This window comes from Streptococcus sanguinis (genome assembly GCF_050222175.1).
Taxonomy (GTDB): Bacteria; Bacillota; Bacilli; order Lactobacillales; family Streptococcaceae; genus Streptococcus; species Streptococcus sanguinis_M.
Genome location: NZ_CP071420.1, coordinates 1,263,142 through 1,276,092, shown reverse-complemented (window position 1 = coordinate 1,276,092; position 12,951 = coordinate 1,263,142). Strand labels below are relative to the sequence as shown.

Sequence of the window (12,951 nt, the reverse complement as noted above, 5' to 3'; positions counted from 1 at the left end):
AAATGATACAAGCAGTCTTTGAAAGAGCCGAAGATGGCGAACTGAGGCGTGCAGAAATCACAGGTCACGCCGCGAGTGGTGAATACGGCTTTGATGTCGTGTGTGCGTCCGTTTCGACGCTCGCCATTAATTTTGTCAATTCAGTTGAGAAATTCGCAGGCTACGAACCAAACTTAGAATTAAACGAAATAGAAGGCGGTTATCTGAAGGTTGAAATTCCTCAGGATATACCGTCACACCAAAGAGAAATGACTCAGCTTTTCTTTGAATCATTTTTCCTAGGAATGGCAAACTTATCGGAGGACTCATCTGAGTTCGTCCAAACCAGAGTTATCACAGAAAACTAACACGGAGGAAAAACATTATGTTAAAAATGAATCTTGCTAACTTGCAATTATTCGCCCACAAAAAAGGTGGAGGTTCCACATCTAACGGACGTGATTCACAAGCGAAACGTCTGGGAGCTAAAGCAGCTGACGGTCAAACCGTAACTGGTGGTTCTATTCTTTACCGTCAACGCGGCACTCACATCCATGCAGGTGTCAACGTTGGACGCGGTGGAGACGATACTTTGTTTGCAAAGGTTGAAGGCGTAGTACGCTTTGAACGCAAAGGACGCGATAAGAAACAAGTTTCTGTTTACCCAATCGCTAAATAATTAATAAGAAATCCCCATGCTCGGATATTGAGCATGGGGATTTCTTATTAGAGACAGCATGATAAAGCATTTGTTTAATGATTCATGATGATGCTCATCAATTTTAGCATACAAACTCTGATAATATTCTAAAATTTTAATTTTTAGACTAATAAATATATGAAATCGCTTGCAGTTCCTATTTTTTTATGTTATTCTATATAAAATAGATGCAATCATGTTTCTAAATCTAAAAAGATAAGGAGAAATTATGGAAAAAGAATCATTTAAACTTCCAGGCTTTTCATTGTACAAATTGAAAGTTGGATTAGTATCAGCAACTCTTCTATTTGCCTTTTCACAAGCTTCGCATGTTTTTGCAGATCAGATTAGCACACCACCTTCAAGTGGAATAGCAAAAACTGAAGCAGTAAGCTCTCCGATTGAAGCTGCTGGTGCTGAAATTGCTGCTGATACGACGAAACCTGTTGTTGAAGAATCTACAGCGAAACCAGGAGATTTGATCGATGTCTCAAAAAATGTATCGCCTGTTGATGTCAAAGAAAGTCAAGAAGGCAATCAAACAGTCCATGTAGAAACGGCAACCGTTGATGTTACAAAGACAGAAGTGGCTCCGGCAAAGGTTGATAAGGCGCCAGAGCCAATAACTAGACGTACTGAAAATACTTTATCTGGCACAGATGAAAATGGGAATCCCTATACGCAGTATGAGCGAGTAGATAAGACTACAACCATCACCTACACCTCAACGCCACCAACTGTGACAAAAGCAGGTTCAGCTGATATTGTCTTTGTTGTCGACCGTTCAGGATCCATGGGTGGCACAATTGATATTGTTCGTGCAAATATTAATGAATTTGTGCGAAATATTACTAAAGAGGGGATTACAGCACGTTTTGGTCTGGCAACATTTAGCGATGAAGTCTACGGCCGTAATTCTGGCAGCAAAGATGAAGATACGGTTCTAACACGGTTTGGGTCATCTTATTTTACAACTGATCCGGCTGAGCTCGAAAAAGCGTTAGCTGCGATTCGTATAGCGAGTGGAGGAGATACTCCAGAAACACCAACTCCTGCCCTGAACCAGATTATTTCGACCTATGATTGGTCTAAGTCATCTAAAAATAAGAAATTCGTCGTTTTATTAACAGATGCTGAAATGAAAGAAGACCCTTCAATTCCAACGGTTGCTGATACACTTGCGGCTTTGAAAGCTGCTGGTATAGAAAGAACCGTAGCAACGGTAAAAGCGATTGAGGGAATTTACAAAAATTTTGCAACAGAAGGCAGAGTGCTTGATATCGAAAATAACCTAGCTGATGCTCTAACAAAAGGAACCACTTCATGGATTGTTGAAAGTGTCAATGAAGCTCGTTACTATAAAATCATAAAAGATAGTTATCAATTCTATCTTGAGCGTCGTACTACAATGCCTATATCTACCGTCTACCATGTTCAGGCACCAACACTTTTGGCCAAATCTGAACAGACTCTTCCTAAAACAGGAAGTAGCGAAAAGGCAGTCTATAGTGTTGTGGGGCTTGGTTTGCTTCTGGCTGGCTTGGGGCTAGATATTAGTGTAAGAAAATCAAAAGAACAATAACCATCTGCTTATAAAAAATGAATTTTCTATTTGAGTGATTTTGAATCAAATAAATACCAGAAACGAAGACATACGTCCTCATTTCTGGTATTTTTCGTTATGGTGTAACTTCTTCGTCTTTTATATTGACAACGCCATGCCAATTAGTATAATAGGTCTTTCCTTTGTAGTCGAAAGAACCTTGCCTCAAAAGATCGCCATACTCGGTAAAGTAATAATAGTACTTGCCAATCTTATAAAGTCCGTTTTTATAAGGTGTCCCATCTTCTCCAAAGTAATAAGTATATTCAGAGTAACTAACAAATCTGTTTTTGACCATTTCTCCGTAAGAATCAAAGAAGTATTGCTTGCCGTCTACACTGTAAAGATTGATGACCCTTCGTCCTTTTTCGTCAAAATAATAGACTTTACCTGTTGGGCTAGTATAGAAGGAGTTTTTTAGATTCGTCGGAATTTGTTCTCCTGGATCATCCCGAACTTCGTATATAGATCTATTAGGATCAAGTGCATAGTATTTACCCTTGTAAAGAACGATTCTATTTCTAATCCTTTCACCAGTTTCTTCATCAATAACGCTAGGATAATCATTCTTAGGTGCTTCCGGAACCTTGATAGGTCCTGGATCATCAAAGATAGTAGGGTCGTCCTCAATGTCTGGTACACTAGGATCGTAAATACCAACTTCACGTCTAGAAGCCCAGTCAGGGATTGACTTGTTCTCTGCTCGAACTGTTCCGGTGGAAATCAAAGCAGCGGCCAAAGTTGCAGCAGAAGCGAGGGAAAGCCCCAGCCAGTAGCGTCGGTTGAACATTGTTTTGGTGTTCTTTTCTTGTCTCATAGCAAATCCTTTCTATGCAACTGTTAGCACAAGATAAAAGAATCTTGTTTTTAACAGTTAGGTTATGTTGTTTCTATAAAATTATACCTCTGTAACATTTCTATAATATTGTAATACTATTTCATTTTTATAGAGATTATATTACTAATTGGTGATAAAAACGAACAATCATTAGATAATAAGTAAACGTTTACAAACATCGTTTTTTATGCTATTATTATAGGGATGAAAGGAGAATGCCTATGATGAAAAGGTATAAATTACTATTGGCGCTTGCCTTGTCATTACTGGTTTTTTGGCCATTGGGAGGCATAAAGGCAGATACGGCTAATCAGCCGCCGGAATCTGCTAACCAGTCTGAACAAGCAAGTGCTGCAGTTGTAACGGACTCTTCTGATAGCGGTGCAGGGGCTAGGGACACGCCAAGTCAGGATAGTCAGATTGCTGCAAAAGCCTTGCCAGTCTCCGATGCTTCGGAAGTTGCAGCTACTGAAACTACTGCTTCAACCCAAGAAGGCAATACTGGTAATTTGCTAGAAGACTCTGCCAAACCAGCGACTGCGCAGGCAGCAGAAGTTTCCTCAGGTGCCAATCAACCTCAAGGTCAGGCGGTGACTGATGCGCCGCCAGCTTCTAAGAGAGTGCAGCAGCTTGTGGCGGATATGACGCTTCGTCAGAAGATTACCCAGATGCTGATGCCAGACTTCAGAAAATGGCAGCAAGAGGGTCAAGCCGCCCAGTTCGATATGACGGAGCTTAATAAAGAAGTGGCAGAAGCGGTTGATAAATACGACTTTGGCGGAGTTATTCTTTTTGCTGAGAATGTGAAAGGAACTGCTCAAACCTTGGCCTTGACGCAGGCCCTGCAGCAAGCAGCTATCAGTAACCAAGCTAATAATGGCAAGTTGCCGCTCTTGCTCGCTATTGACCAAGAAGGTGGTATTGTCTATCGTTTGGGCAGCGGGACTGCTCTTCCAGGCAATATGGCAGTTGGCGCGACGCGAGATCCAGAGTTAGCCAATCAAGCAGGTCAAATTATCGGACGGGAGCTGTCGGCTCTAGGTTTGAATGTCAACTTTGCCCCAGTTTTTGACACAAATAACAATCCGCAGAATCCCGTTATTGGTTTGCGTTCCTTCTCTTCAGATCCTAAGGTGGTTGCCCGTTTGGGAACGGCTATGATGGAGGGGATTCAGAAATACAATGTCGCAGTAGCGGCTAAGCATTTCCCTGGGCATGGCGATACGGCGGTGGATTCTCACACTGGCCTGCCTCTGGTGGATAAGTCCTATGCGGAGCTAGAAGCGCTGGAGCTGCTGCCTTTCAAGGCTGCCATTGACAAAAACGCTGATATGCTGATGACTGCCCATATCCAATATCCTCAGATCGAAAAAGACACGGTTATATCTAAACAAACTGGGGAAACCATCTATATCCCTGCTACCTTATCTGATGACATTATTACCGGTATTGTTCGTAAGAAATTTGGCTACAAGGGAGTGGTGGTATCTGATGCTATGGGCATGGATGCGATTGCCAAAAACTTTGGAGAATCCGAAGCGGCTATCATGGCAATCAAATCAGGTGTAGATGTGGTGCTGATGCCAACTGTCTTACGCAGCAAGAGTGATTTGGCCAAAATTGATAAGATTATCAACGATATTGAACAGGCGGTTCAGAGAGGTGATATTCCAGTCAGCAGATTGGATGAGTCTGTGACCCGCATCTTGAACCTAAAAGAAAAACGGGGTATTTTAGACTTTGACCCATCTGAGCGTACCCAAGCTAAGGCTGAAGCAACTGTTGGTTCAGAGTTAAACAGAGATACTGAACGAAAGATCGCTGCTAGCGCAGTGACCGTAGTTAAAAACGATGATACTGTTCTGCCCTTTAAGGTCAAATCTGGCGACAGGATTTTGCTGTTAGCGGCTTATGACGATGAAGTGCCTGGACTAGAGCTGGGTGTCAAGCGTCTGATAGCGGACGGAGTGATTCCAGCAGGTGTCACATATGAAGCGCTAAACTACAGCAAAACAACCAAGTTAGAAGATTTGAAAGGGAAGATTGACCAAGCAACTCACCTAGTCTTGATTTCTGAAATTGGTCGACAATCTCAACTAGCCAGCGATTTCTGGCTGACAAGAGTTCCGACAGAAGTTGTGGGCTATGCAAATGAAACTGGAAAACAAGCAGCTATCATGAGCATTTCTAAACCTTATGATGTAGCGAATTATCCTAATGCCAAGGCTATTGTAGCAGTTTATGGAAACAAGGGTATGGATCCAACTGAGTCTTTGAAGCCGGACAACGCCTTCGGCCCTAATATCCCAGCTGGTGTGGAAGTCATTTTCAATGGTCAAAATCATGTTGGGAAGTTACCAGTAAATGTGCCGAGTATCAAGGATGGTATCATGTCCGAGACAGAGGTAGCCTATCCTATCGGGCATGGTCTCTTTTATACAGATCCGGTTAAGGATATCAAAGTCAATATCCCTGCATCTGCTCAGCTAGATCAGCCTTTTACAGCTACGGTTACCCTGAGTGAATTAAACGGTCTAGAGAAAAATGACTACCGTCTTGCCCTTAAGATTGATAGTCAGCATTTCAACATCCTGCCAAGTCCTGACTATACCATCTCTGGCGATACTGTTCTGATTTCTAAAAAAGCCAATGATACCAATCCAGTTGAGATAGGATTGAAAGGCTTAGTGGAAGGTCAGTTCAGCCCGGTGCTTTCCCTAACCTTGATTGACAGTCAAGATAGAGAAATCAGCATGGGAGAAGGTTATTACAAGGAGCTCGTTCAGATTACTGCAGCTAGGCAGAGCATGGTTCCAGGTCAACAAAATCCTCCGCAGCTGAGTTTGCGTTCTGTTGAACCTGTAAGTTCTCGTCAGCAACTAAGTCAGCAGGCTACACAGGCTAGCCAGCTTCCTAAAACAGGAGATAGCAGCAGTTTGTTCTTAACCTTGCTGGGTGCCTTGTTCTTGTTTGGAGCTGTCTATCTATATGACTTGTCTTCTCGCAGACTATAGGCAATAAAAGAACGAGCGAGCAGTGTTGAAGAGCTCACAGTTTTACTTATTCTTGATAACATAACAAAAAGGAAGAATCTAAAGCGAGTTTGCAGTGAAAGCGGATTCTTCTTTTTTTGCTTGGAAATTTGTGGGAATGCGGCAGCAGATAGCTTTGTGAGCTTGTCAAAAGGATGCATCCATAAATATTTTACCCAACTGTAATCGGTTTACTATTTACTTTTTATACGTTTTTTGGTATAATAGTTCATGTTATAAAATGTAACATCAAAGGAGGTTCTATCCATGAAAGCATCTAAATGGCTGATTGCGACTGGAGTTGCACTGAGTGCCGGGCTATTGCTGACGGCTTGTAGCCAGTCTTCATCTAGCACAAATAATTATAATTACGTTTATAGTTCAGACCCTGACAGCTTAAACTATCTTGCTACTAATCGTGCAACGACAGGTGATGTCATTTCCAACCTGGTTGATGGACTTTTTGAAAATGACAAGTACGGGAATCTGGTTCCCTCTATCGCGAAGTCATGGACAGTTTCTAAGGACGGTCTGACCTATACTTATAAGCTGCGTGATGATGCTAAATGGTACACATCCGATGGTGAAGAATATGCAGAAGTAAAAGCCCAGGACTTTGTGACTGGCTTGAAATATGCAGCGGATGAAAATTCTGAAGCTATTTATCTAGTTCAGGACTCTGTGAAGGGCTTGGATGCTTATATCAAGGGTGAAGATAAGAATTTTGACAATGTTGGTGTCAAAGCTATTGATGACCATACCCTGCAATACACTCTGGTTCGACCTGAGCCATATTGGAACTCTAAAACGACCAGCACGATTCTTTTCCCAGTCAATGAAGAGTTTCTGAAAGCAGAAGGAAGCAATTTTGGCTCAGTCAAGCCATCTAGCATCCTCTACAATGGTCCTTACTTGCTCAAGTCGCTGACTTCCAAGTCTGTGATGGAATTTGTCAAAAACCAAAACTATTATGATAAAGACAATGTCACTCTGGATAGCATCAAGCTGACCTACTATGATGGAAATGATCAGGAAGCGCTGATTCGTAACTTCAGCGATGGCGTCTACAGTACTGCTCGTCTCTATCCGAATAGCTCAGGCTTTGCTTCAGTCAAGAAGAAATATGCGGACAATATTGTATATAGCCCGCAGGATTCTACTTCTTATTACTATAATTTCAACTACAACCGTCAGTCTTACAATCATACTTCTAAAACAACAGATGCTCAAAAATCTGCGACCAACGAAGCAATCATGAACAAGGACTTCCGTCAGGCTATCAATTTTGCCTTTGACCGTACATCTTATGGTGCGCAAGGAAATGGTGAAGACGGAGCGACTAAGGTCTTGAGAAATACATTGGTACCACCTAGCTTTGTCCAAATTGGCGACAAGGACTTTGGAACCGTTGTTGGGGAAAAATTAGTCAACTATGGCAGCCAATGGCAAGGAATTGACCTCTCTGACGCTCAAGATCCTTACTACAATCCTGAAAAAGCTAAGGCGAAATTTGCAGAAGCGAAGCAAGCCTTGCAGGCTAAGGGAGTTGAATTCCCAATTCACTTAGATATGCCTGTGGATCAGTCTAGCACCATTGGCGTTCAATGGGCTAGCTCAACCAAGCAGTCTATCGAATCGGCTCTTGGAGCAGAAAATGTCGTCATTGACCTGCAAAAGATGAGCACAGACGATCTTAATAATATCACCTATTTTGCTAACTCTGCTGCTCAGAAAGACTATGATATGTCTACTGGTGGCTGGACTGGTGACTACCAAGACCCATCTACCTACCTTGATACTCTCAATATCAAGAACGGCGGAAGCTTGCAAAACTTTGGTTTTGAGCCAGGTCAGGATAATGATAAGATTAAAGAGCTGGGCTTGGATACATATACTAAGATGCTGGAAGAAGCCAATGCTGAAACCAACGATGTGCAGCTGCGTTACGAAAAGTATGCAGAAGCGGAAGCTTGGTTGCTAGATAGCGGCTTGATTATCCCGACTGTTTCACAAGGAGCAACACCGTCTGTTACTAAATCAGTGCCATTTACAAAGGCCTACTCACCAGTTGGTGTCAAAGGTTCAGCTTACAACTTCAAGCTGACCCAGCTTCAGAAGGATGTAGTAACGACTAAAGAATACGAAGCGGCTAAGAAAAAATGGAAAGAAGAAGCTACTGCGGCAAATAAAAAAGCCCAGGAAGAACTTGCTGACCACGTTGAAAAATAAAAAATGATTAACTTAGCGACATTGGGGCTGGATTTTTCCAGTCCCTTTTTGAATGGCTTGACTAAGGTTTTTGTAGTAAAATAGAAAGAAATACTGGAAAGAAGTGAGACGGATGCAAATAAGAATTTATAGTGCATTGCCCGAGAAAGAAAAGCAGGAATTATTTGAATTAGTTCAAGAGTGTAATAAGGTAGATGGAGGCTATCGGCTGCCCTATCTGGATAATAATTATAATGCAGTTCCTGAAATGCCAGCCTTTTTCTTAGCTGAGATGGATGGCCGAACCATCGGATTTTTATCAGTCTATGCGGACGAACCTGGTCAAGCAGAGGTTTCTCTCTATGTTCTGCCGACGTATCGCCGTCAGGGTATGGCTAATCAGCTTCTAGCTGCTTTTGCCAAAGTAGCTGATAAGTATGATTTGACCGAGATTGAGTATGTAGCAGAGCTGGTATTTTTGAACGGTCATCCCGATTTTGTTCGGAGATTTGATTACCAAGCGGATGAAGCAGAAATCTGGCTGGCACAGCCTGCTCAAACTTTTCCTCTGGAAGAAAGAGAAGGGATAGAGGTCATGCAGGGGAGTTTGGACTTGGCTGAAGAGATTGCAGCCTTTCAGTCACAAGTCTTTGAGACACCACTAGATGTTGCTTTGAAATACGCCAGAGAAGCCGTTAGCAGTGGCTCCAGTTTGCTTTACATCTTGAAGAAAGATGGTCGGGTTGTGGCTTCTGTGTCGGTTGATACGGATTTTGGTACCAATTATTTCTTTGGCTTGGCGGTTGATCAAGACTTTCAGGGGCAGGGGCTAGGAAGCTATCTCTTGCTTGCAAGTATGCAGGATTTGAACGAGCGCAATGGACAGGAGTTTCAGATTGTCGTAGAAAAGCAGAATACCCGAGCTTTGAAACTTTATAAAAAGCTAGGCTTCAAAGAGATGACTGAGGTTGTCTATCTAAAAGAAAAATAGCAAATTTGTCTCAGATTGCTCATTAACTTAAAAGGAGAAACCGGCTTCTTACAGCTGGTTTCTTTTGTTCTGCCTTGGTTTATGGTATAATGAGACGATATGTAAAGAAGGAAAATGTTATGAATATTCAACAATTGCGTTATGTGGTCGCCATTGCTAATAGTGGGACTTTTCGAGAAGCTGCGGAAAAAATGTATGTCAGCCAGCCTAGTCTGTCTATCTCTGTCCGTGATCTGGAAAAAGAGCTGGGTTTCAAGATTTTTCGACGGACCAGCAGCGGGACTTTTCTGACTCGCCGAGGAATGGAGTTTTATGAAAAGGCTCAAGACTTGGTCAAGGGTTTTGATGTCTTTCAAAATCAATATGCCAATCCCGAGGAGGAGCGTGATGAGTTCTCAATTGCCAGCCAGCACTATGATTTTTTGCCGCCTTTGATTACTCAATTTTCTCAGACCTATCCTGAGTATAAGAACTTCCGAATTTTTGAGTCGACAACCGTGCAGATTCTGGATGAAGTAGCGCAAGGCCACAGTGAAATCGGCATTATCTACCTCAATAATCAAAATACCAAGGGCATTATGCAAAGGGTGGAAAAGCTTGGTTTGGAAGTAATTGAGTTGATTCCTTTTCAGACCCACATTTACCTGCGGGAAGATCATCCTCTGACTCAGAAAAATGAGCTTGTCATGGAAGATTTGGCTGCTTTGCCGACTGTTCGCTTCACTCAGGAAAAGGATGAGTACCTCTATTATTCAGAAAATTTTGTCGATACCAGTGCCAGCTCACAGATGTTTAATGTGACGGACCGAGCGACTTTGAATGGGATTTTGGAGCGTACCGATGCTTATGCGACTGGATCTGGCTTTTTGGACAGCAATAGTGTAAATGGTATTACTGTCATCAAACTTCGCGACAACTTGGACAACCACATGGTCTATGTCAAGCGTGAAGATGTGGAGCTGACCCAGGTCGGAGAAGACTTTGTATCAGTTATGAAAGAGTATTTTGCACAGAAAAAATAAAGTATGAAAAGAAAAATTATTATTCCTTTTGCAGTCTTGGTTCTTATTGCTGTGGACCAGCTGGTTAAGTTGTATATCGTCAGCGATTTTAAGCTAGGGCAGGTCAAGAGTTTCATTCCTCGTCTGGTGAGCCTAACCCATCTCCAGAATACTGGTGCAGCCTTCTCCATGCTAGAAAATCAACAATGGCTCTTTACATTGGTGACATTTCTGGTTATCGGCGGAGCTGTTTACTACCTCATCAAGCACCTCCATGCCTCAAAGTGGATATTGGCCGGGCTGACCTTGGTGATTGCTGGCGGTTTGGGGAACTTTATCGACCGGATACGTCAAGGTTTTGTCGTGGACATGTTTCAGTTAGATTTTATCAATTTTGCTATTTTCAATGTGGCAGATATGTATCTGACCTTTGGTGTAGCTATTTTGTTGCTGATGATTTTGAAGGAAGAAAAAGATGGAAGTAAGAATTGAGGCCTCAGTAGTTGGTCAGCGATTGGACAAGGCGGTGGCAGAGCTGACAGACCTATCGCGGAGTTTGGCTAATGAGCAGATTAAGGACGGCCGGATTTTGGTCAATGGACAAGCCAAAAAAGCCAAATATGCTGTCAAAGAAGGTGACATCATCTATTATGAGCTGCCTGAGCCAGAAGTGGTTGAGTATGTGCCTGAGGATATTCCGCTAGAAATCGTCTATCAAGATGAGGACGTGGCAGTCGTCAATAAACCTCAGGGAATGGTGGTCCATCCTTCTGCAGGCCATACCAGCGGTACGCTAGTCAACGCCCTTATGTACCACATCAAAGACTTGTCTGGCATCAATGGGGTCCTACGGCCAGGGATTGTCCATCGGATTGATAAGGACACTTCAGGGCTTCTCATGATTGCAAAAAATGACCAAGCCCATGTGGCTCTAGCTGATGAACTTAAGGATAAGAAATCCCTACGCAAGTATTGGGCTATTGTTCATGGGAATTTGCCTAATGACCGTGGGGTGATTGAGGCTCCGATTGGTCGCAGTGAAAAAGACCGCAAGAAGCAGGCAGTGACTGCCAAAGGCAAGCCAGCTCTGACGCGTTTCCAAGTCTTGGAACGTTTTGGTGACTATAGCTTGGTTGAGCTTCAGCTGGAAACGGGACGGACTCATCAGATCCGCGTTCACATGGCCTACATCGGACATCCTGTAGCTGGCGATGAGGTCTATGGACCACGTAAGACTTTAAAAGGACACGGCCAGTTTCTGCACGCACGAACGCTGGGCTTTACCCATCCTCGAACTGGTGAAGTGCTGGAATTTACAGCTGAAGCGCCAGCCATTTTCCAAGAAACCTTGGCAAAACTGCGACAAGAATAGGTAGGTTTATTCATTATTAAAATACAAATTTTCCTTTGATCGCTTCAATTGCGGTCGTTTTTATTTTCCGTAAATCATGGTATAATAAGACAATCTAGCAGTGAAGGAAAAGGAAATGAAAGCAAAGCGAATCGTATTTAAGGTGGGTACTTCATCGTTGACAAACGCAGATGGCAGTCTGTCACGCGCCAAGGTAAAGGAAATTACTCGGCAGTTGGCTCTCTTGCATGAGGCGGGACATGAGTTAATCTTGGTCTCATCAGGAGCTATTGCGGCAGGTTTTTCTTCTCTGGGCTTTAAAAAGCGACCGACCAAGGTGGCTGATAAGCAGGCTTCAGCTGCGGTTGGACAGGGTTTGCTTTTGGAGGAATATACAACCAATCTTCTTTTGAAGCAAATCATTTCTGCTCAGATTCTTTTGACTCAGGATGATTTTGCAGACAAGCGGCGGTACAAGAACGCCCATCAGGCTTTGTCTGTCTTGCTGAATCGCGGAGCTATTCCTATCATCAATGAAAATGACACAGTGGCCATCGAGGAGCTCAAGGTCGGGGATAATGATACACTTAGTGCGCAGGTGGCAGCCATGGTTCAAGCGGATCTCCTGGTGCTTTTGACAGATGTAGATGGACTGTACACGACTAATCCCTCTACCAATCCTGATGCCCAGCGGCTTGAAAAGATTGAGAAGATTTCTTCTGAGTTGATTGATATGGCGGGCGGTGCAGGAACGAGCAATGGGACTGGCGGTATGCTGACAAAGATTAAGGCTGCAACGCTTGCGACTATGTCTGGTGTTCCGGTCTATATCTGCTCCTCACTCAAGACTGATGCTCTGCTTGAAGCTGCGGAGGAAACCAAGGATGGCAGTCTCTTTTTGGCTCAGGAAAAAGGTCTAAAAACGCAGAAGCAATGGCTGGCTTTCTATGCTAAAAGTCAAGGGGAAATCTATGTAGACCAAGGAGCAGCCGACGCTCTCAGAAATAAGGGAAAAAGTTTGTTGGTATCCGGACTTGTATCTGTATCAGGGAGCTTTGCCTATCAGGATACGGTGACAGTTTACGAGGAAGGTGGCGGAGCTATTCTTGGTAAAGGGCGCGTGCGTTTTGGCAAGTCAGCTCTTAAAGATATGCTCAAGTCCAATAAGCCTAAGGGTGTCGTCATTCATCGGGATGACTGGATTTCATTGACGCCGGAGTTAAATGATTTATTTGCAGAATTTTAGAA

At 43.2% G+C, this 12,951-nt stretch carries 11 protein-coding genes; 10 read left to right on the top strand and 1 reads right to left on the bottom strand.

Going from position 1 to position 12,951, the window contains the following annotated elements; translation table 11 throughout:
• The first annotated feature begins 2 nt into the window (after positions 1 to 2).
• The 3 genes from J1C91_RS06425 (at position 3) to J1C91_RS06415 (ending at position 2,261) form a co-directional block, all read left to right on the top strand.
• Positions 3 to 347, top strand: coding sequence for a ribosomal-processing cysteine protease Prp (locus J1C91_RS06425; protein WP_002900460.1), 345 nt, complete (start codon positions 3 to 5; stop codon positions 345 to 347).
• 17 nt (positions 348 to 364) lie between these two features.
• Positions 365 to 658 carry a 50S ribosomal protein L27 gene (rpmA, locus tag J1C91_RS06420; RefSeq protein ID WP_002895619.1) on the top strand — a complete coding sequence of 98 codons (294 nt, stop codon included), beginning with the start codon at positions 365 to 367 and terminating at the stop codon, positions 656 to 658.
• A 250-nt stretch (positions 659 to 908) separates the two neighbouring features.
• The gene (locus J1C91_RS06415) at positions 909 to 2,261 is read left to right on the top strand and encodes a vWA domain-containing protein (RefSeq protein ID WP_002909854.1); all 1,353 of its coding nucleotides are present in this window, start codon (positions 909 to 911) and stop codon (positions 2,259 to 2,261) included.
• Positions 2,262 to 2,358: 97 nt separating this feature from the next.
• On the opposite strand, the gene J1C91_RS06410 is transcribed toward J1C91_RS06415, so the two are convergent.
• Positions 2,359 to 3,099 carry a hypothetical protein gene (locus J1C91_RS06410; RefSeq protein WP_002909852.1) on the bottom strand — a complete coding sequence of 247 codons (741 nt, stop codon included), beginning with the start codon at positions 3,097 to 3,099 and terminating at the stop codon, positions 2,359 to 2,361.
• A gap of 236 nt (positions 3,100 to 3,335) precedes the next feature.
• Here J1C91_RS06410 and J1C91_RS06405 point away from each other — a divergent pair, with 236 nt between their 5' ends.
• The 7 genes from J1C91_RS06405 (at position 3,336) to proB (ending at position 12,949) form a co-directional block, all read left to right on the top strand.
• Positions 3,336 to 6,134 (top strand): glycoside hydrolase family 3 N-terminal domain-containing protein, encoded by a 2,799-nt coding sequence (locus tag J1C91_RS06405; RefSeq protein ID WP_185761320.1) that lies wholly within the window; start codon positions 3,336 to 3,338, stop codon positions 6,132 to 6,134.
• Between the two features lie 285 nt (positions 6,135 to 6,419).
• Entirely contained in the window at positions 6,420 to 8,381 is a 1,962-nt protein-coding gene (locus J1C91_RS06400; RefSeq protein WP_125438771.1) for a peptide ABC transporter substrate-binding protein, read from the top strand.
• Between the two features lie 112 nt (positions 8,382 to 8,493).
• Complete coding sequence (locus tag J1C91_RS06395; protein WP_185759648.1) at positions 8,494 to 9,351, top strand: GNAT family N-acetyltransferase; 858 nt, start codon at positions 8,494 to 8,496, stop codon at positions 9,349 to 9,351.
• A gap of 119 nt (positions 9,352 to 9,470) precedes the next feature.
• Positions 9,471 to 10,373 (top strand): LysR family transcriptional regulator, encoded by a 903-nt coding sequence (locus J1C91_RS06390; RefSeq protein ID WP_032912458.1) that lies wholly within the window; start codon positions 9,471 to 9,473, stop codon positions 10,371 to 10,373.
• Positions 10,374 to 10,376: 3 nt separating this feature from the next.
• On the top strand, positions 10,377 to 10,844 hold the full coding sequence (gene lspA / locus J1C91_RS06385) for a signal peptidase II (protein WP_125346962.1): 468 nt from the start codon (positions 10,377 to 10,379) through the stop codon (positions 10,842 to 10,844).
• A complete protein-coding gene (locus J1C91_RS06380; protein WP_125438769.1) occupies positions 10,828 to 11,724 on the top strand; it encodes an RluA family pseudouridine synthase in 897 nt (298 codons plus the stop codon). The genes lspA and J1C91_RS06380 overlap by 17 nt, the downstream gene beginning before the upstream one ends.
• Before the next feature lie 115 nt (positions 11,725 to 11,839).
• Entirely contained in the window at positions 11,840 to 12,949 is a 1,110-nt protein-coding gene (gene proB, locus J1C91_RS06375) for a glutamate 5-kinase (RefSeq protein ID WP_125438767.1), read from the top strand.
• Positions 12,950 to 12,951 lie beyond the last annotated feature (2 nt).